Origin of the sequence: Nocardia sp. NPDC005825 (assembly GCF_040630175.1) — a bacterium.
GTDB lineage: Bacteria > Actinomycetota > Actinomycetes > Mycobacteriales > Mycobacteriaceae > Nocardia.
This window is the reverse complement of sequence record NZ_JBEXXC010000009.1, coordinates 154,784-175,456: the sequence shown is the minus strand read 5'-3', so window position 1 is coordinate 175,456 and position 20,673 is coordinate 154,784. Positions and strand designations below refer to the sequence as shown.

Annotated in this window: 9 protein-coding genes; 7 read left to right on the top strand and 2 right to left on the bottom strand. The window is 71.1% G+C overall.

All coding sequences use genetic code 11. From position 1 onward, the window contains the following. The first annotated feature begins 9 nt into the window (after window positions 1–9). The 4 genes from ABZ382_RS24305 (at window position 10) to ABZ382_RS24290 (ending at window position 4,667) form a co-directional block, all read left to right on the top strand. The gene (locus tag ABZ382_RS24305) at window positions 10–1,194 is read left to right on the top strand and encodes an ABC transporter ATP-binding protein (protein WP_357092819.1); all 1,185 of its coding nucleotides are present in this window, start codon (window positions 10–12) and stop codon (window positions 1,192–1,194) included. Next, entirely contained in the window at window positions 1,191–2,084 is an 894-nt protein-coding gene (locus ABZ382_RS24300) for a 2-aminoethylphosphonate ABC transporter permease subunit (RefSeq protein WP_357092816.1), read from the top strand. The genes ABZ382_RS24305 and ABZ382_RS24300 overlap by 4 nt, the downstream gene beginning before the upstream one ends. Before the next feature lie 3 nt (window positions 2,085–2,087). Next, window positions 2,088–2,885, top strand: a complete 798-nt coding sequence (locus ABZ382_RS24295; protein ID WP_357092813.1) for an ABC transporter permease subunit — start codon at window positions 2,088–2,090, stop codon at window positions 2,883–2,885. Between the two features lie 135 nt (window positions 2,886–3,020). Continuing rightward, window positions 3,021–4,667, top strand: coding sequence for a hypothetical protein (locus tag ABZ382_RS24290; protein WP_357092810.1), 1,647 nt, complete (start codon window positions 3,021–3,023; stop codon window positions 4,665–4,667). A 31-nt stretch (window positions 4,668–4,698) separates the two neighbouring features. Here the strand turns inward: ABZ382_RS24290 and ABZ382_RS24285 are convergent, their stop codons facing one another. Beyond that, a complete protein-coding gene (locus tag ABZ382_RS24285) occupies window positions 4,699–5,061 on the bottom strand; it encodes a hypothetical protein (protein ID WP_357092808.1) in 363 nt (120 codons plus the stop codon). A 258-nt stretch (window positions 5,062–5,319) separates the two neighbouring features. After that, window positions 5,320–5,763, bottom strand: a complete 444-nt coding sequence (locus ABZ382_RS24280) for a DUF4254 domain-containing protein (protein WP_357092805.1) — start codon at window positions 5,761–5,763, stop codon at window positions 5,320–5,322. A gap of 178 nt (window positions 5,764–5,941) precedes the next feature. Between ABZ382_RS24280 and ABZ382_RS24275 the strand changes: the two genes are divergently transcribed. The 3 genes from ABZ382_RS24275 to ABZ382_RS24265 all read left to right on the top strand — a co-directional run bounded on the left by ABZ382_RS24275 (window position 5,942) and on the right by ABZ382_RS24265 (window position 20,667). After that, on the top strand, window positions 5,942–6,805 hold the full coding sequence (locus tag ABZ382_RS24275; RefSeq protein WP_357092801.1) for a helix-turn-helix transcriptional regulator: 864 nt from the start codon (window positions 5,942–5,944) through the stop codon (window positions 6,803–6,805). Window positions 6,806–6,952: 147 nt separating this feature from the next. Further along, complete coding sequence (locus tag ABZ382_RS24270; RefSeq protein WP_357092798.1) at window positions 6,953–7,366, top strand: AMP-binding protein; 414 nt, start codon at window positions 6,953–6,955, stop codon at window positions 7,364–7,366. A gap of 41 nt (window positions 7,367–7,407) precedes the next feature. Beyond that, a complete protein-coding gene (locus ABZ382_RS24265; protein ID WP_357092795.1) occupies window positions 7,408–20,667 on the top strand; it encodes an amino acid adenylation domain-containing protein in 13,260 nt (4,419 codons plus the stop codon). Window positions 20,668–20,673: the final 6 nt, after the last annotated feature.

The following is a 20,673-nucleotide window of genomic DNA, read 5'->3' as shown; positions in this document are numbered from 1 at the left end:
GCAGCAGCCATGTCCTCCGCGTTGACGACATCCACGGTGGTCACCGACACCACCGCCGAACCGGCCATCGTGTTCGACCGGGTCGGTGTCACCTACGGCCGCGGTCGCAAATCGACTGTCGCACTGGCCGATTTCAACCTGCGCGTCGCCGCGGGGGAAACGGTGGCGCTGCTCGGTCCCAGCGGCTCCGGCAAGTCCACCGCGCTCAAGGCACTGGCCGGATTCGTCCGGCCCACCTCGGGCGCGGTGCGACTGGCCGGCCGCGACGTCACCGACCTGTCCCCCGCCAAGCGCGGGATCGGGGTGGTGGTGCAGTCCTACGCGCTGTTCCCGCACATGCGGGTGCGCGACAATGTGGCCTTCGGGCTGAAGGCACATCGGGTGGCGCGCAACGAGATCGGGGGGCGCGTCACCGAAGCCCTCGACATGGTCGGCATGGGCGGCTACGCCGACCGGCTGCCGCGCGAACTGTCCGGCGGCCAGCAGCAGCGCGTCGCCATCGCGCGCGCCCTGGCCATCCGGCCCAAGGTGCTGCTGCTCGACGAGCCGCTCGCCGCCCTGGACGCGCAGCTGCGGCAGAACATGCTCGGCGAACTGCAGCAGCTGCGACAAGCGTTGCCCGACACGGCGATGCTGTACGTCACCCACGACCAGTCCGAGGCGCTCGCGCTGGCCGACCGCATCGCGGTCATGCGCGACGCCCGGCTGGTCGACATCGACACCGCCCGCAACCTGTGGCAGCGGCCCGCGACCGAGTTCACCGCCTCCTTCCTCGGCGGCGCGAACCTGATCGCCTGCGAGGTCAAGCACGTCTCCGGCACCGCGGCCCTGGTCACCGCCGGAGAGCACACGCTGCGCGCCGACGCCCCTCCGCCCGGCATCGGCCGCCCCGACTGGGTCCCGAACGCCGAAGCCCAGCTCTGCGTCCGTCCCCACACCGTGCGCATCGTCCCGCTCACCGAACGAGACGCCCTGCGCGCCACCGTGATCACCAGTGTCTGGAAGGGCGCCTCGACCCGCCTGCACCTCGATATCGCGGGCCTGCCCGCCGAACTCGCCGCCGACATCCTCGGCCACACCGACATCGCCCCCGGCGACCACGTCGGCGTCCGCTTCGCCGACCCGGCGGGCGTCCTCATCCCGCCGGGCATCGGCACCGCGGCCGCCGCGGACGCTCCCGAGGTGCGGGCATGACCGCGCTGCTCGAATCCTCCGCTGCCGCAGCGCCTCCCGAGCCGCGAGCGCCGGGGCGGTCGTGGCGACCGGTGCTGTGGACCCTGCCGCCGGTGCTCATCGTGCTGTTGATCGCGGTGTATCCGATCACGCGGGTGCTGCTCGAGTCGACCGAGACCAAGTCCGGACGCGGGGCCGGGACCTGGTCGAAGGTGCTGGCCGAGGAGTCGTTCCGGAATGCGCTGTGGCGCACCGTCACCATCGCGGTCAGCTCGACCGCGGGGTGCGTGGTGCTGGGGACGTTCCTGGCGATCGTGCTGGCGTTCGTGCCGTTTCCCGGATCGCAGGTGGTGGGGCGGCTCATCGATTCGGTGCTGACGCTGCCGTCGTTCCTGGTGACGCTGGCCTTCACGTTCCTGTACGGGACGGCGGGCGCAGTGAACGCGTTGATCAACCAGATCACCGGCGGCACGAAACCGGTATTGGACTTCCTGAGCACGCCGTGGGGCGTGATCCTGGCCGAGGTCACCTTCTTCACGCCGTTCGTGGTGCGGCCGCTGCTGGCGGCGTTCGCCCAATTGCCCAGGGAGCAGCTGGATGTGGCCTCCAGTCTCGGGGCCTCGCCGTGGCGGGTGCTGCGGCAGGTGGTGCTGCCCGAGGCGTGGCCCGCGCTGGCGGCGGGCGGCAGCCTGGTGCTGCTGCTGACGCTCAACGAATTCGGCATCGTGCTGTTCACCGGCGCCAAGGGCGTGATCACGCTGCCCGCGCTGATCTACACCCGCGGCATCGTCACCTTCGACCTGCCCGGCGCGGCCGTGCTGGCCTCGGTGCAGGTGCTGTTGTCGCTGAGCCTGTACCTCGGATACCGACTGCTGTTCGCGCGCCTCACCGGCGCGCGCAAGGAGAGCTGACCCATGCTGGTGTGGACGCGACGCGGGCGGGCCGCGGTGCTCGCGGTCTTCGGGATCGTCGTCACGGTGGTGTTCGTCGCGCCCATCGCGACCGTGGTGGCCGCGGCGCTGGCCGGGCACTGGACCGGGCCGCTGCCCTCGGATCTCGGCTTCGCCAACTTCGATCGGGCGCTCTCCGGCGAGGAGTCCGCCAGCCTGTCCGTCAGCTTGCAGACCGCCCTGCTGGCGAGCCTGTTCTCACTGATCCTCGGCACCTGGGCGGCGCTGGCCGCGCTGGCGGCCCCGGCCTGGCTGCGGCGGCTCACCGACGCGGTGTTCCACGTGCCGGTCGCGGTGCCGTCGGTGGCGATCGGGCTCGGGGTGCTCATCACCTTCAACGAGCGCCCGCTGCTGCTGGGCGGCACCAAATGGATCGTCATCCTGGCCCACACCGTGCTGGTGCTGGCGTACGCGTTCAGCGGCGTCTCCGCCGCCCTGGACCGGCTCGATCCGGGCTACCGGCAGGCCGCCGAATCCCTCGGCGCGGGACCGGTGCGCGTCCTGCTGCGGATCACGCTGCCGCTGCTGCTGCCCGCGCTCGGGGCCGCGGCCGGCCTGGCCATCGCCCTGTCCATGGGCGAACTCGGCGCCACCATCATGGTGTACCCGGCCACCTGGAAGACGGTGCCGGTGAGCATCTTCGCGGCCACCGACCGCGGCGCGGTCTTCGACGCCGCCGCCAGCACCACCCTGCTGGTCCTGGTCACCCTCATCGCCCTGGTGCTGCTGGGCCGCCTGAAAGGACGTGCGGCGCTGCGCTGAACGGCGCGGCCGCACCCACACCGCTGACCGGGTCATGAGGGGACGGTCAGCGGTGTCTTGCGTCGAGGCCCGGGCGTGGCGACGCCCGGGCCGGTAAACTCGCCTGGAACTCAGGTATCGGGCGGGGGCTGTTCGATGGTGGTTGTCACAGGTCTGTCCGGCGAGTCCTACGACGTCGACGGCGAACCCTTCTATGCCGCGGGCGCGCGCTCGGTGCTGTACCTCTGCCGGGATCCACGCGGGCAGCAGCGGCTCTACAAGCTCTACCGGACCCCGGTCACCGCGCCGGACGCGATCGAATGGGCCCGGCAGGCCATGCTTTTCGGGCGGCAGACCGGGCTCGCCGCCACCACGGGCGGAGCGTCCGGGGCGGCGGAGGCGGTGAACTGGCCGATCGACCTCGTCCAGCACGACGCGGCGCTGATCGGCGCGATCCTGCCGCTGATCCCCCGGGACTATCTGCAACCCGACGGCAGGCCGCGCACCCTGGATCAACTCTGGGCCGCGCCGGGCCAGACCACGCCGTATCTCCGTGCGGGACTGGCGGTTCGGCTGTGCGAGGTCGTGCGGGTGCTGGACGAACGGCAGCTGATCCACGGGGATCTCTCGGGCAAGAACGTGTTGTGGCAGCCCGCCGCGCCGCTGATCCACCTCATCGACACCGCCGGGCTGATGCCCGCCGACCGGGCGCGCGATCGGTACCAGGATCGGTACGACCTGGCGGCGCTGCTGTACCGGACCCTGCTGCCCGACAGCGCGGGTCCGCCCGGCGCGCCGTGGCAGCCGGGTGGCGTGCCGGCCGATCTCGATCCGCGGGTGCGGGCGCTGTTCGACCGGGCCTTCGGCAATGGCGGGTTCGGGCCCGACGCGCGGCCGTCCGCGCAGGAGTGGGGGGACACGCTGCGGGCGGTGTATCCGACGCAGGCGGGTGTCGGCTCGTTGACGGCGCCGTTGCCGCCGACCCACACCTCACCGACCGGTTGGTCCGCGCCGCAGCCACTGGTGACGCATCAGGGTGCACCCCAACGGGATTCGACCAATACCGCCCTCAAGGTGATCCTCGGCGTCCTGCTGGTGGTCCTCGTCATCGCCATCGGCGTGGGCGTGGTCGTGCTCTCCGGCGACGACAAGACCACCGACGACGCCAAGCGCTCGAGCTCCACCACCGCCGCACCGACGACGACCACCACCACCACCAGTATCGCCCCGTCCACCGCCGGAACCTCCGAGGTCGACAAGGCCACCCTCAACCAGCAGGGCACCGACAAGACCCCGTTCACCGCCGACGCCCTGCTCCCGTCGAGCTTCACCGACAGCAAGGGCGTGGTGTTCACCCGCCGCTCCTCCGGCGTGAAGGACTGCGTCGCGAGCAATATGTCGCAGAACGTGAAGACCGCGCTGCAGGCCAACAAGTGCGTGCAGATGGTGACCGGCACCTACATCGACAAGTCCGACAAGCTCATGACCTCACTGGAGGTGTTCGCCTTCCCCTCCAGCACCGAGGCCGAGGCCATCTACACCAGCCTCAAGGGCCAGAAACAGACCTGGGACGTGTGGTGCCCCACCCAGGGCATCGGCGCCAGCGTCTGCCAGTCCGACCTCGATACCCTGTGGGCCGCAACCTATTCCAGCTGGGGTCGCTGGCAGTACCGGTACCTGTACGAGGCGTATTCGCTGTCGATCGACCTGAAGGTCGACACCTCGCTGCAGCCCAGCCTGGACGCGCCCTCGCGCACCATCCTGCAACTGGTGGGACCCGACAACTACTGGAAGCCGCGCTGATCCAACCGCTTTCGATCGAGCGGGGTGCGGGTCAGAGTCCCGCGGCGGCGCTCAGGAGGGCACGGGAGTGGGTGTCGTCGGTGGCGCGGATGAGGCCCGCGGCGAGCAGGTAGGCCGCGGCCATGTCCTCGGCGGAGCTCCGCAGCGCGGTGAGCGTGCCGGTGAGGTCGCGGCCCTTGCGTTCGAAGCCGCGCCGCAATTGCCGGGCGGACCCGAAATCGCCGAAGCCACCGAGGGTGTGGACTCGGTGGCTGCGGTCGATCTGCGGATCCAGCATGGCTGCGAACCGCAGGAAGGTTGCGGCGCAGTGGCGCGCGGTGGCGACGTCCAGCCGGAAGTCGCCGGTGCGGGCCCGTCGATACAGGTCGGTGGCGGCGCCCTCGCCCGGATTCATGTCGAACTCCCCCCTCAGAGTGCGGAACGCTGTATTTCACTCGCACGGTCGTGAATTCGAGTCGCTGTGAATGAAAGACTGCACGAATAAAACACCGGACGGTTGGTTCTAAACGCTTCCCACTAATTCAGGGCGGGCGTGCCGCGCCAGTCGACCACGCGGCACGCCGGGCGGGGCGCCCCGTTGCGCCCGCCGTCTACGGGCGGGACGAATCAGCGACTCGGCGGCAATACATCAATTGTGTCAATGCATTCGGAATCACTGTTCCGGTAAACGGCGACGGCCACCGGCCACGTCGAATACGAGATCAGTGTAGCCGTCAACCAGTTCGGCCAGGTGGTACCAGTGTTTATGGGTGTTGTCACTGGAAGCGCCCTCGTGATCGATCACCTGGTTGGCTTCGACCCAGCTCCGGGCCATGCGGTCCACCACGGCGCCCAGGCTCTCGGTGTGCATGGTGGCGCCGTTGCGGTGCTGCGGCAGTTCCTGCTCCACCCAATCGTTGATATCGTCAACGAGTTCACCGCGGCGGCAATCGATCTCGCTGACCATCATGGGATCCCGCACCTGAGCGCGACGTTCGTGCAGTTCGGCGAGTGCGTGCGCGGACCTCAGCAATACTCGATCTTGAAATCGCCTCCCTTGGAACGCACAGAGCAATTGCGGAGCGGTCGGCAGAACGCCGGCTATCGACATGGTCATCGAGACTCCCTATACGCACCCGACAGCATCACTAATCGCACCAACATGATTGGTCTCCGGATTCAGCTATACCGGTCATCGGATCGGTTGTTCACGAATAGGCTAGCTGGATCATGCTCTTACAAATGCAAGAACGCAATACTGCGTTCTAGCAAGTGCGCCAAGGGAAAGGGTCGTCATGGCAGGCAAGCGCACCGTGCTCACTGTCCGTTTGCGGAGGCTGGCCGCGATGCTCCACGAGATGCGGGAGAGCGCCGGGCTCAGCAAAGAAGTGGTCAGCGCCAAGACCGGCATCAACGTCACCACGCTGTACCGGATCGAGACCGCCCAGGCCAGGCCGCAGCGCCGCACCCTGACCGCCATGCTGGACCTCTACGGCATCGGCGAACCGGGGCGTTCAGATGCCTTACAGTTGCTGGTCGACGCGTTACGTCCCGGCATGGCAAGGTCTTTCGAGGATGCGGTGTCGGAGGTCTACGGCGCATACATCAACTTCGAGGCCGAGGCGCTCTCGGCGCGGTTCTTCCAGTCCACCTACGTCCCCGGCCTGCTGCAGACCGAGGCGTACGCCAGCGCGGTCTACCAGACCACCATGCCCAAGGTGTCGGATCAGGTTATCGAGCAACGGATTCGGGCTCGGCAGGAGCGTTCGAAGGTGCTCACCAAGGACAACCCGCTGGAGCTGTGGGTGGTGCTCGACGAGGCCGTCATCCGCCGCATGGTCGGCGGCCCCGAGGTGATGAACCAACAGTTCAGCCAGCTGCTCGACCACACCAACAAGCGGAACGTGATCCTGCAGATCCTGCCCTTCGACGCCGGCGCGCACCCGGGCATGCTGGGCTCCTTCACCCTGCTCGACTTCCCCGACCCCGCCGACCCGGAGCTGGTGTACGTGGAGGGGATCGCCAGCGACGAGCTGATCGAGGGCCACCCGGAGGTGCGTCGCTACGGGGTGATGTTCGATCAGCTCCGGGCCATGGCGCTGAGCCCGCGCGACTCGATCACCATGATCTCGGAGACCATGGACGCCCTGAACGGCTGATCTTCCACCCACCCCAGGGTGGGACAACACGCACCCTCGGAGCGGATTCCGGCAGCACTGTGGTCGCTACCGGCGGGGGCTCGCGGCGGCGACAGTGGATACATACCGAACGCCACCGCAAGCGGCCCCTCCGAGAGGATGATGTTCATGTGCAAGACGGTCGAATCGCCCGCGGCTCCCACGGCCATCGCGGTGACCACCGCCGACTGCGACCTGAGCTACGCCGAACTGGATCGCTGGAGCAACCGGGTGGCGCGCATGCTGCTGGCTCTCGGGGTCCACCCCGGGGCCAAGATCGTGATCGCGGAGACGCCGCGACTCGAGGCCGTGGTCTCCCGCCTGGCCATCGAGAAGACCGGCGCCACCCCCGTCCCGGTGTCCACCGAGTCCACCGTGGCCCGCGCCGACTTCGGCATCACCACCAAGGCCGGGCTGGACCTGGTCACCGACCGGAGCCGCTGGCTGGTGCTCGATGACCGCAGCACGCTGGTGCAGTACCTCACCGGCTCGGACGCCCCGCTCAGCGAGGCCGAACTGAACCTGGCGCGGAAGGCCTCCTGACCGCGTCGAAGCCGCCGCAGCCCGCAGAAGGTTTCCGCAGTATGGCTTTCAGCAGTCCCCTGCCCTCCACCCCTGACACCTCGGCGGCTTTCGCCCTGTCCGCCGCACAACGCGGTATCTGGTTCGCCCAGCAGCTGGCCGGGGACACCCCCGTCTCGATCGCCCAGTACGTGGAGCTGACCGGGCCGATCGACGCCGAACTGCTGGCCGACGCCGCACGCCGGGCCGGACGCGAGTTCGGCACCGGCTACCTGCGGCTGATCGAGATCGACGAACTGCCATGGCAGCTGGTCGACACCACCCTCGACGACGCCATCCGGACCGTGGACTGCAGCGGCGCGCCCGACCCGCGCGCCGCCGCCCAGGAGTGGATGCGCGCGGAGTACACCGCGCCCCTGGACCTGACCCGCGACCGCCTGTGCTCCATGGCGATGCTGCGGCTGGGCGAGGACAGCTGGTACTGGTACTCGCGGTTCCACCACATCCTGCTCGACGGCGTCGGCGCGCTCACCATGCTGCAGCGCACCTCGGAGATCTACAACGCCACCGTCACCGGGCAGGAGGTCCCGGCCGGTAAGGCCGAACCGTTGCAACGCATCGTGGAAGCCGATGCGGCCTACCGGAATTCGGACAAGCTGCAAGCCGACCGCGACTACTGGCGCGCACACCTGGCGGGGATGCCGGAGCCCGCGCTGCTGGGGCGGCGCACCGGTGCGGTCGACGCCCACCCGCGATTGCTGAGCGGCGCGCTGCCCGCGGAAACAGCGGCCCTGCTGGATTCGCTGACCGCCGCGCAGTCCACCAGTCCGGCGCCGGTCGTGGTGGCCGCCTTCGCCGCCTACGTGGGAGCCATGACCGGGGCGGGCGAGATCGTGCTGAGCCTGCCGGTGTCCGGCCGCACCACCGCCACGCTGCGCCGATCCGGCGGCATGGTCGCCAATGTGGTGCCGTTGCGGCTGCCGCTGTCCCCCACCGCCACCGTCGGCGACCTGCTGCGCGCCACCCAGGGTGAGCTGACCGCGGCGCTGCGCCGCCAGCGGTACCGGCAGGAGGACATCTTCCGCGACCTGGGCTGGGCCATGGACGAGGTCGCCGGCTTCGGGCCGACCGTCAATCTCATGCTGGCCGACACCCGCATCCACTTCAGCTCCGCTGATTCCGGCGAATCCGGCGGGGTGACCGGGCAGCTGCACGTGCTGACCTCGGGCATGATCGACGACCTGTTCGTCAACGTGTACCCGGGCACCGGCGGCGAACCCACCCACATCGACTTCCAGGCCAATCCCAACCGCTACGACGAACCCGAGCTCGCGGCGCTGCACGCCCGGTTCCTGGACTTCCTGCACCGCTTCCTGGCGGGCGGCGTCGACCAGTCGCTGACCGCGGTGACCGCGCTGTCGGAGGCCGAACGCGCCGCGCTGGCCCCCGCGCGCGGCCGCGACGGCAGCCGGCCCCACACCCTGCCGGAGATCCTGGCGGCGGGCGCGGCGAAGGCGCCCTCGGCCATCGCCCTGCGGGTGGACGGCACCGCCTTCACCTATCGCGAGCTCACCGAATACGCCCACCGGCTGGCCCGGGTGCTGATCGCCGCGGGCGCGGGACCCGAACGCGCCGTGGCGATCTCGATTCCCCGCTCCGCCGAGTCGGTGCTGGCCATGTGGGCGGTCGCGGCGACCGGCGCGGCGTTCGTGCCCGTCGATCCCGGCTATCCGATCGACCGGATCGAGCACATGCTCACCGACAGCGGCGTGGTCGCCGGCGTCACGGTGGCGGGCTCGCGGGCCGCGCTGCCGGACCGGGTGCGGTGGCTGGTCCTCGACGATCCCGAGACCGAGAAGACCATCGCGGCAACCGATTCCGCGCCGATCACCGATGCCGACCGGACCGCGCCCGTGCGCCTGGACCAGGTCGCGTACCTCATCTACACCTCCGGCTCGACCGGTCTGCCCAAGGGTGTCGCGGTCACCCATCGCGGTCTGACGAATCTGGCGACCGGGTCCGGGGCGGCGTTCGGGGTCGGCGCCGACGCCGTGGTGGCGCACGCGGTCTCCCCCAGCTTCGATATCTCGGTGGAGGAGTTGCTGGTCGCGTTCGCGGTCGGCGCGACGGTGGGCGTGGTGCCCCCGGCCGCCTACGCCGGCGACGAGCTGGCGCGGGTGCTGCGCAAGCTCGAGGTCACGCACCTGAATGTGACTCCGGCGGTGGCGAATTCGCTGGAACCGCAGACCCTGCCGCGGCTGCGGACCGTGGTGGTGGGCGGCGATTCCTGTCCGCCGGAGCTGCCGGTGCGGTGGGCCGGGCGGTGCGTCATCAACGGGTACGGGCCGACCGAGGCGACCGTCACCGCCACCCTCAGCGCGCCGCTGACGCCGGGCGAGGCGATCACCATCGGCGCGCCGTCGCGCGGGGTGGGGGCGCTGGTCCTCGACCCGTGGCTGCGGCCGGTACCGCCCGGGGTGGTCGGCGAACTGTATTTGAGCGGTGCGGGTCTGGCGCGCGGCTACCACCAGCGCATCGGGCTGAGCGCCGGGCGGTTCGTGGCCAGCCCCGTCGATCCGGGCGCGCGGATCTATCGCACCGGCGACCTGGTGCGCTGGCGGCGGCGATCCGGCCGCTGGGAGCTGGAGTATCTGGGCCGCGGCGACACCCAGGTGAAGGTGCGCGGCTTCCGCATCGAACTCGGCGAGGTGGACGCGGCCGTGGCCCGGCACCCGGGCGTCGAGATGGCGGTCACGATCGGCGCGACCACGCCCGGCGGGGCGACCGCGCTGGTGTCGTACGTGCTGGCGGCCGACTCGGTGGTCGCGCCCGAGGACGTGAAAACCACTGTCGCCCAGCAGCTTCCGGCGCACATGGTGCCGTCGGTGGTGATGGTGCTGCACACGCTGCCGCTGACCCCCGCGGGCAAGGTGGACCGGCGGGCGCTGCCCGCGCCCGACTTCGGATCCGGGCCGCGGGCCGGACGCGCACCCTCGACCGACGCCGAACGGGCGCTGGCCACGGTGTTCGAATCCGTGCTGGGTGTGGAATCGGTGTCGGCCGACGACAATTTCTTCGCCCTCGGCGGCGACAGCATCGTGGCCATCCAGCTGGTGGCGCGCGCCAAGGCGGCCGGGCTGGGGCTGCGGGCCCGGGATGTGTTCGAGCACAAGACCGTCGCCGCGCTGGCCGCCGTCGCCACCGAGGTGACCGCACCGGTGATCGAGGAGCTGCCCGGCGGGGCGGTCGGCCCGGTGACCCTGACCCCGATCGTGCACGAGATGCTCGAGCAGGGCGACACCTGGCCGAGATTCGCACAGGCCGTGCTGATTCCGCTGCCGCACGACATCGACCGGTCCACCCTCACCACGGCCGTCCAGGCTCTGCTCGACCGCCACGACCTGCTGCGCAGCACCCTCACCCACGAGCCCGGCACCGGCGAGCACCCCTGGGTGTGGCGGGTCGGCGAGCCCGGCATGGTGGAGGCCGGAGCCCTCATCGACACCGTCACCGCCGAACCCGACAGCGACGGCGAGGACGAATTGCAGCGCGCCGCCGACCTGCTCGACCCGTCGGCCGGGGTGGTGGCCCGGTTCGTGTTCATCGACCGCGGCGAGGCCCTGCCCCTGTTGTGGGTGGTGTTGCACCACCTGGTCACCGACGGCGTCTCGTGGCGCATCCTGCTGCCGGACCTGGCCACCGCCTGGGCGGGCGGCGCCCTCGCACCCGTCGGCACCTCCTTCCGGCGCTGGGCGCACGGGCAGTCGGAACAGGCCCCGGCCCGCGCCAGCGAACTCCCGTTCTGGCGCGAGGTCCTCACCGCGCCGGACCCGCGGCTGGGCACCCGCGCCCTGGATCCCGAGCTCGACACCGTGGCCACCATGGGTCAGCTGCGCACCGTCATCGACCCCGATACCGCCACGGCCGCACAGGAACTCATTCCGGCGCGGTTCCACTGCGGACTCGACGACGCGTTGCTGACCGCTCTCGCCCTCGCCTCGAGTCAGCTGCGGCAGACGCGGCGGACCCTGCTCACCGTCGAAGGCCACGGCCGCGAGGAAGCGGTGCTGCCGGGCGCGGACATCTCCCGCACCATCGGCTGGTTCACCAGCGTGTTCCCCGTCGCCCTCGACCTGGGCGAACTCGATCTCGACGACGCCTTCCACGGCGGGCCCGCGGCGGGCGCGGCGCTCAAGGCGGTCAAGGAGCAGCTGCGCGCGATCCCCGACAAGGGCGTCGGCTTCGGCATGCTGCGCCGGCTCGACCCCGCGACCGCGGCCGACCTGGAGGGCGCGCCCACACCGCAGATCAGCTTCAACTATCTCGGTCGCACCGGCGCGGGCGTGGAGCATCCCGGCGGCGCGGAAACCCCGTGGGTGCCCGCCCGATTCGCCGCCACCCAGGACGACGCCGCGCCGCTGGCCGCCGTCATCGACATCAATGCCTTCCACACCGCCGCCGGTCTCGAAGTGACCTGGGCCTACGCGTCGCGGGTGCTGTCCGCCGAGCAAGTGGAGGAATTGGCGCGGCTGTGGGGGCTGGCGGTGACCGCGCTGGTCACCCACGCCCGGCACGCCGGAGCGGGCGGGCACACGCCCTCGGACTTCCCGCTGGTGGCCGTCGAGCAGGCGCAGATCGACGCCTGGGAACGCGAATATCCGGACCTCACCGAGGTCTGGCCGCTGTCGCCGTTGCAGTACGGCCTGCTCTTCCACGCCCGCTACGACACCGACACCGCCGACGGCTACACCGTGCAGACCCAGCTGAATCTGGCCGGGCGCGTCGACTCCGCGCGGCTGCGCACCGCGGCGGCGGCCCTGCTGGACCGGCACGAGGTGCTGCGCGTCGCCTACGTCGAGACGCCCGACGGGCCCCGGCAGCTGGTCCTCGGCCGGGCCGAGATCCCCTGGCAGGAAATCGATCTCACCGGCATCGCCGAACCGGCCGAACGGCAGCGGGAACTGGCCCGCCTGATCGCGGTGGACGCGGGCACCCGCTTCGACCTCGCCCGGCCGCCGCTGCTGCGCTTCAGCCTCATCCGCACCGACGCCGAGGCGTACACGCTGCTGATGACCAATCACCATCTGGCGCTGGACGGCTGGTCCACGCCGCTGGTGGTGCGCGAACTCCTCGCGGGCTATCTGGCCGCGGTCACCGGGCACGAGATCCCGCAGACGCCCGCCCACTCCTATCGCGAATTCCTGGCCTGGCTCGGCGACCAGGACGACGCCGCCTCGCTGGCCGCCTGGACCGAGGCGCTGGCCGGGGTCGACTCCCCCACCCGGGCCATCCCCACACTGGCGGGCATCACCTCCACCGAATCCGGCATGGTCTCCGCCGATTTCGGCACCGCGAAACTCGAACAGCTCACCGAGACGGTGCGCGCCGCCGGGGCCACGGTGAACACCGCGGTGCAGGCCGGATGGGCGCTGCTGCTGGCCATGCTCACCGGGCGCACCGACGTGGTCTTCGGCGGCACCGTCTCCGGACGCCCGCCGCAGCTCAACGGCGTCGAGGAGATGGTGGGGCTGTTCATCAACACCCTGCCGGTGCGGGTGCGGCTGGATCCCGGTGAGCGCGTGGGCGACCTGCTGGCGCGGGTGCAGACCGAACAGGCGCGGCTGCTGGACCATCAGCACGTCGGGCTGGCCGCCATCCACCGGGCCGTCGGGCTGCCGGAACTGTTCGACACCCTCACCGTGTTCGAGTCCTACCCCATCGACCGCGAAACCCTCTCGCGGGCACTGGATATCGCGGGCATGCGAATCCTCGACGTGTCCGGCACCGACGCCACCCCCTATCCCCTGAACCTCATGGTGATCCCGCAGCGCGCCGCCGACGGCAGCGAAAGCCTGCGCATCACCGTCAAATTCATGGCCGACGAACTGCCCGAGGCGGCCGCGCGGCGACTGCTCGACCGGTTCCTGCTGCTGCTCGACCAGATCGCCGAACACCCCGAACGCCGCACCGCGCAGCTACAGCACTGCGACCCGCTGGAGCGGGCGCAGCTGGTGCCGGTCCGCGGCGGCACGCCCACGCCGCTGCGCACCCTGCCCGACATCCTCGCCGCGGGCGCGCGCGTCAACCCCGAGGGCGTCGCGATCAGCTCCGGCAGCGTGACCATGACCTATCGCGACCTCGACGCCTGGTCCAACCGGTTCGCGCGAGTCCTGTTGCGCCGCGGGGTCGGTCGCGAGACCTTCGTCGTGCTGGCCCTGACCCGGTCGGTGGAATCGGTGGTCGCGGTGTGGGCGCTGGCCAAGACCGGTGCGGCGTTCCTGCCGCTGGACCCCAACTATCCGGTCGAGCGCATCGAGCACATCCTCACCGACTCACGCGCACCCATCGGCGTCACCGTGTGCTCGGTCGGCGAGACCCTGCCCGGCAGCATCGACTGGCTGCTGCTCGACGACCTCAACACCATCCGGCGCGTCATGACCGTCTCCGACGCGCACATCACCGACGACGAACGCGGGGGGCCCATCAACCTCGCCCAGACCGCGTACCTCATCTACACCTCCGGCTCCACCGGCAAACCGAAGGCCGTACTGCTCAGCCACCGCGGACTCGCCAATCTCGTGGCCTCCCAGCAGAGTCTGCTCGATCTCGACGAGAACTCCAGCACCCTGCAGGTGGCCTCGCCCAGCTTCGACGCCTCGGTGCACGAGCTGCTCATGGCGCACGGCGCGGGCGGACGGCTGGTCATCTCGCCGCCCGACGTCTACGGCGGCGACGCCCTCGAGGAACTGCTGCGTACCGAAGGGGTTACCCACGCGGTCATCACGCCGTCCGTGCTGGCCACCATGAACCCCGCCGGACTCGACGGCCTGACCTGCCTGTCGGTCGCCGGTGAGGCCGCCGGACCCGAACTGGTCGCGGCCTGGTCGGCCGGGCGGCGCATGGTGAACCTGTACGGGCCCACCGAATTCAGCGTGTGGGCGACCGGGCCCGGCGAACTGCGGCCCGGCGAACAGATCACCATCGGCGCGCCCGTGCGCGGCGCCGCCACCCTGGTGCTCGACAGCTGGCTGCGGCCGGTGCCGCTCGGGGCGACCGGCGAACTGTATCTGGCCGGACCGGCGCTGGCCCGCGGCTACTTCAACCGGTTCGGGCTCACCGCCGCCCGCTTCGTCGCCAACCCCTTCACCGCGCCCGGCGCGCGCATGTACCGCACCGGCGACATGGTGCGCTGGGTGGAGGTCAAGACCGCCGACGGCACCCAGCTGGAGCTGGAATACCTGGGGCGCAGCGACTTCCAGGTCAAGATCCGCGGCCTGCGCATCGAACTCGGCGAGATAGACGCCGTGCTGGCCGCCGACGAGCAGGTCGACTACGCCGCCACCCTCGGCTGCCCGGGACCCGGCGGCCAGACCGTGCTGGTCTCCTACGTGGTCGCCGCCGCCGGCGAGCGCCTCGACACCGAACTGCTGCGCACCCGCATCGCCGCGGCGCTGCCCGGCTACATGGTGCCCAGCTACCTCATCGAACTCGACGACGTGCCGCTCACGCCGGTCGGCAAACTGGACCGGAACGCCCTGCCCGCACCGGATTTCGCGACCCTCGACCAGCAGTACCTCGCCCCGCGCACCGCCGTCGAGACCGCCGTCGCCCAGGTGTTCGCCGACGTCCTCGACACCGACCAGGTCAGCATCGACCGGTCCTTCTTCGAACTGGGCGGCAACTCCCTCACGGCCACCCGCGTGGTGGCCCGGGTCAACGCGGCCCTCGGCGCGACCGTCGCGCTGCGCGACCTGTTCGACGCGCCCACCGTCGCCCAACTGTCCGCGCGCATCGTGCCCGGCGCGGAACTGCCCGGCCTGCCGACCCTGGCCCCGCGCATCCGGCCGGACCGGATCCCGTTGTCCCCGGCCCAGCAACGCATGTGGGTGCTCAACCGGCTCGACCCGAACTCGGCCGCCTACAACATCACCGCCGCCCTGCGCCTCACCGGGGAACTCGACATCGCCGCGCTGCGGCGGGCGGTCGCCGACGTGGTGACCCGGCACGAATCGCTGCGCACCATCTATCCCGCCGACGCCGACGGCCCCCGCCAAGTCGTGCTCGGCGCCGACGCCGCGGCCCCCGAGATCAGCTTCGCCGACACCGACGACGGACCCGACCTGCACGCCGCCATCGCCGAGAACACCGGGACCGGTTTCGATCTCACCCGCGAAGCCCCGCTGCGCGTGCACGTCCTGCGCCTCACCCCGCGCCCCGGCGAACCCGCCGAACACGTGGTGGTGCTGGTGGTGCACCACATCAGCGCCGACGGGGCCTCCATGGCGCCGCTCGCCACCGACCTCGTCACCGCCTACCTGGCCCGCACCCACGGCGCGGCACCCGAACGGCCGCCGCTGCCGGTGCAGTACGCCGACTACTCGATCTGGCAGCGCGAACTGCTCGGCGACGAGAACGATCCCGAATCCCGTGCCGCGCAACAGGTCCGGTTCTGGAAGGAGCGTCTCGCCGCGACACCGGACGTGCTGGAACTGCCCACCGACCGGCCCCGGCCCGCGGTGCAGAGCCTGCACAGCCGCGACCTCGAATTCCGCATCGACGCCGGCACCCACGAAGCGCTCACCGCCTTGGCGGCGGCCACCGACACCAGCCTGTTCATGGTGCTGCACGCCTCGCTGGCGGTGCTGCTGTCCCGGCTGGCCGGAACCCCGGACGTCCTCATCGGCACCGCGGTGGCCGGACGCGGCGAGGCCGCCCTCGACGACCTGGTCGGCATGTTCGTCAACACCCTCGCGCTGCGCACCCCGGTCGACCCGGCCCTGGGGTTCCGGGACTTCCTGGCGCAGGTCCGGACCGCCGACCTCGACGCGTTCGCGCACGGCGACGTGCCGTTCGAGCGACTCGTGCAGGTCCTGGACCCGCCGCGATCCACCGCCCAGCACCCGCTGTTCCAGGTCTCGCTGTCGCTGCAGAACTTCGAACCGCCCACCGTGGAATTCCCGGGCCTGCGGGTCGAGGTCGAACCCATCGAGCGCGACGCCTCCCAGTTCGACCTGACCTTCGATCTGCGCGCCCCGCTGCCCGGCTACGACGAATCCGGGCTCGACGGCACCCTCACCTTCGCCACCGACCTGTTCGACGAGACCACCGCCTCGCGGCTGGTCACCCGGTGGCGGCGCGTGCTCACCGCCGTCACGGCCGACCCGGGCATCCGGCTCTCCGACATCGAATTGCTCGATCTCGCCGAACGCGCCGCCCTGGTTCCGGTACATGGGCCCCGGACCAGCGGAATCACCACCCTGGCCGAGGTTTTCCGGGCCGCCGCCACCGCGCACCGACTGTGCCCGGCCGTCATCGCCGACGGGCGCGCGGTGTCCTACCGCGAACTCGACACCGCCTCGCAGCGGCTGGCCATGCAGCTCTCCGCCGCCGGCGCCGGATCGGAAACCGTGGTGGCGCTGGCCCTCTCGCGCGGCGCGGAACTCATCACCGCGATCTGGGCGTGCGCCAAGGCCGGGGCCGCGTTCCTGCCCATCGATCCGCGCCATCCCCTCGACCGTATCGACCACATGCTCGCCGACTCCGGCGCGGTGCTCGGGCTCACCACCGGCGCGCACCGGGAGGCGCTGTCCGACCGGATCGGCTGGCTGGTGCTCGACGACCCGGCCGCCTCCAGCGTGCGAATCCCGCTCGGGGGCGGGCGGGTTCGCGCCATGCCCAGCCACCCGGACCAACCCGCGTGGCTGATCTACACCTCCGGGTCGACCGGCACACCCAAGGGCGTGTCGGTATCGCATCGCGGCATCGCCGATCTGGTGCGCGCCCAACAGGAACTGCTGGCGCTGGGCGAGCACTGCCGCGTCCTCCAGGTCGCCTCACCGAGTTTCGACGCCTCCGCCTTCGAGGCGCTCATGGCCTTCAGCTCCGGCGGCACCGCCATCGTGGCCCCGCCCGACGTGTTCGGCGGCGAACCGCTCACCGAACTCATCGCCGCCCAAGGGGTCACACACCTGGTGATCACGCCGTCGGCGCTGGCGACCCTCGACCCGGACGCGGTGTCGAGCGTGCGGGTGCTGGCCGTGGCGGGCGAGGCCATCGGACCCGACCTGGTGGCGCGCTGGGCCACCGGACGCACCCTGATCAACCTGTACGGGCCCACCGAATTCACCATCTGGGCAACGGCTTCCGATCCACTGGTGGTAGGGCAGCCCGTCACCATCGGCGCGCCGATCCGGGGCGCGGCCACCCTCGTCCTCGACGACCGGCTGCGACCGGTCCCCATGGGCGTCGCCGGCGAGCTGTACCTGGCCGGGCACGCGCTGGCCCGCGGTTACCACGATCGCCCCGGCCTCACCGCCGCCCGCTTCGTCGCCGACCCCTACGGGCGGCCCGGCGAACGGCTCTACCGCACCGGCGATCTCGTGCGCTGGACCGGCTACCTCGACGAACCGCGCCTGGAATACCTGGGACGCACCGACTTCCAGGTGAAGGTGCGCGGACAGCGCATCGAACTCGGCGAGATCGACGCCGCACTGTCCGCCGCCGACAATGTCGAATTCGCCGTCACCCTCGGCGTTCCCGGCCCCGGCGGGGCCACCGCCCTGGCCGCCTACCTGCTGCCCGAACCCGGCCGCGAGATCGACCTCGCCGAGCTGCGCGCCCACGCCGCCGACCGGCTGCCCGGCTACATGGTGCCCTCGGCGTTCGTGGTGCTCGACGCCATCCCGCTCAACGCCGTTGGCAAACTCGACCGGCGGGCGCTGCCGGCGCCGGTGTTCGAGGCCGAGACCGAATACCGCGCGCCCAGCGGCGATCTGGAGACCGCGCTCGCCGAGATCATCGCCGAACTGCTGGGCCGCGACAAGGTCGGCGTGCACGACTCGTTCTTCGCCCTCGGCGGCGACAGCATCCTCGCCATCCAGCTGGTGTCGCGCGCCAAACTGCGCGGCATCGAACTGACCCCGCTGCAGATCTTCGAACACCGCACCGTCGCCGCGCTGGCCGCACTCGCCGCGGCCGGCGGCGACACCGTCGTACTCGAGGAACTGCCCGGCGGCGGCGTCGGCGACCTGCCGCTCACCCCGATCGTGCGCTGGATGCTCGAACGCGGCGGCGACCACCGGCGATTCGCGCAGACCGCGGTCCTGGAACTGCCGCAGGGGATCAGCCGCGAACAACTCGTCGCCACCGTCACCGCCGTCGTCGACCACCACGACGCCCTGCGCGCCCGGCTCGCGCCGGAGGACGGCGAGTGGCGGATGAGCATCGGGGAACCGGGCTCGGTCGATGTCGACGCCCTGCTGTACCGCATCGAATTCGACACCGCCGACGCGGTCGACCTGCGCGAATACGCCATCACCGAAACCGATTCCGCGCTCGGCCGCCTAGACCCCGCCACCGGCACCGTGCTGCAACTGGTGTGGCTCGACCCCGCGCCCGGCAGCCCCGCCCACCGGCGCGGCCGCCTCATCCTGGTCGCCCACCACCTCGTCACCGACGGCGTCTCCTGGCGCATCCTCATCCCCGACCTGATCGCGGCCTGGGCGCAGATCAGCGGCGACGCCACCCCGATCCTGCCCGAGACCGGCACCTCGCTGCGCCGCTGGGCGCACGCCCTCGAGGAGGCCGCGCGGCGCGAAACCCGCACGGCCGAACTGGATTACTGGCGCGAGGTGACCGCCACCCCCGACCCGCCGATCGGGCCGCGCGAACTGGACCCGGCGCTCGACCGGGTCCCCACGGTGCGCGCCGTCGAGATCGAACTCGACCCCGAGATCACCGACACCCTGCTCACCACCCTGCCCGGACTCTTCGACGGCACCGTCGAGGACACCCTGCTGGCCGCACTCGCCCTGGCCGTCATGCGCTGGCGCATGGACCCGTCCGAGGCGGTGCTGGTCCGGCTCGAAGGACACGGACGGCAGCAGGAGATCGTGCCGGGCGCGGACCTGTCACGCACCCTCGGCTGGTTCACCACCGTCTACCCGGTGCGACTCGCCCTGTCCCACATCCCGATCCGGGACGCCTTCGCGGGCGGACCCGCCATGGGCGCGGCCATCCGGGCCGTCAAACACCAGCTGATGGCCGTGCCGGACAAGGGCATCGGCTACGGCCTGCTGCGCTACCTCAACCCGGAGACCGCCGCGGCCCTGCCGCACCGGGTACCCGGCCGCATCGGCTTCAACTACCTCGGCCGCTACGCCACCGCCGACATCCCGGCCGGGCTCGAGGACCTCGGCTGGCTGCCCACCGACGAATTCGGCGACCTGCGCACCACCGAACACGCCGACGTGCCCGTCACCGCCGAGATCGAGATCAACGCGGTGGTGGCCGGCGACCGATTGCAGGCCAGCTTCACCTTCCCGCAGACCCTGCTGCCCCGGCACGAGATCACCATGCTGGCCCACCTGTGGACCGACGCGCTCGCCGCCGCGGCGTACTTCGCCACCTCACCCGCCGCCGAACTCGCGGCCGAGGCCGAACGCAAGCACATGGCCGAACTGCGTGAGCAGCAGGCGGCCGCCGCGCTGGCCGCCTCGCGCGCCGAAGCCGGTCCCGGACTCGGCCTGGACGTGGTGCTGCCCATCCGGCCCGGCGGCGACGAGCTACCGCTGTTCTGCATCCACCCCTCGTCCGGCATCGCCTGGACCTACCTCGGATTCGCCGAAGCCCTGGCCCCCGGACGGCCGATCTACGGCCTGCAGGCACCGGACCTTTCCGGCGAACCGCACGCCCGCAGCATCGGCGACTTCGCCGAACGCTACGTGGCCGAAATTCGCAGACTCCAACCGAACGGGCCTTATCATCTGCTCGGATGGTCATTCGGCGGCCTGATCGCGCACGCCGTCGCCGCCCAGCTCGAGGCAACCGGAGACGAGGTCGCCACCCTGGCCCTACTCGACGCGGACAGCACCGATATCGACGGTGACAGCATCGACAAGCTCACCGCCGGTTCCTTCGTCGCGACCTTCGGCTCCGTCTTCGGCATCACCGACATCCCCGCCGACACCACCGCCACGCAGGCCGCCGCCATGATCCGCGACCGCATGGGCGGGGCCGACCTGGTCGACGCCACCACCCTGGAACGGATGGCCGCCTCCTACAACGCCTCCGCCGCCACCCGCACCGGCTACCAGCGGCCCGTCTTCCACGGCGACGCCCTGTACTTCAGCGCCACCGTGCACACCTCCGACATCTTCGGCCCCGCAGGCTGGCGGCCCTGGATCACCGGCACCATCACCAACCACGACATCGACGTCAGCCACGACGAACTCACCGCACCGCACGCGCTCGCGGCCATCGCCCGGATCCTCGACAAGCACTGGACCCGGAATCTCGACGCACCCCAGGGAGAGACACCGTGAACACCG

Excerpts from the sequence above, each read along its gene's own strand:
- ABZ382_RS24295 (WP_357092813.1), top strand. The coding sequence starts at position 2,088 with ATGCTGGTGTGGACGCGACGCGGGCGGGCCGCGGTGCTCGCGGTCTTC.
- ABZ382_RS24265 (WP_357092795.1), top strand. The coding sequence starts at position 7,408 with ATGGCTTTCAGCAGTCCCCTGCCCTCCACCCCTGACACCTCGGCGGCT.
- ABZ382_RS24275 (WP_357092801.1), top strand. The coding sequence starts at position 5,942 with ATGGCAGGCAAGCGCACCGTGCTCACTGTCCGTTTGCGGAGGCTGGCC.
- ABZ382_RS24280 (WP_357092805.1), bottom strand. The coding sequence starts at position 5,763 with ATGACCATGTCGATAGCCGGCGTTCTGCCGACCGCTCCGCAATTGCTC.
- ABZ382_RS24290 (WP_357092810.1), top strand. The coding sequence starts at position 3,021 with ATGGTGGTTGTCACAGGTCTGTCCGGCGAGTCCTACGACGTCGACGGC.
- ABZ382_RS24305 (WP_357092819.1), top strand. The coding sequence starts at position 10 with ATGTCCTCCGCGTTGACGACATCCACGGTGGTCACCGACACCACCGCC.
- ABZ382_RS24270 (WP_357092798.1), top strand. The coding sequence starts at position 6,953 with ATGTGCAAGACGGTCGAATCGCCCGCGGCTCCCACGGCCATCGCGGTG.
- ABZ382_RS24300 (WP_357092816.1), top strand. The coding sequence starts at position 1,191 with ATGACCGCGCTGCTCGAATCCTCCGCTGCCGCAGCGCCTCCCGAGCCG.
- ABZ382_RS24285 (WP_357092808.1), bottom strand. The coding sequence starts at position 5,061 with ATGAATCCGGGCGAGGGCGCCGCCACCGACCTGTATCGACGGGCCCGC.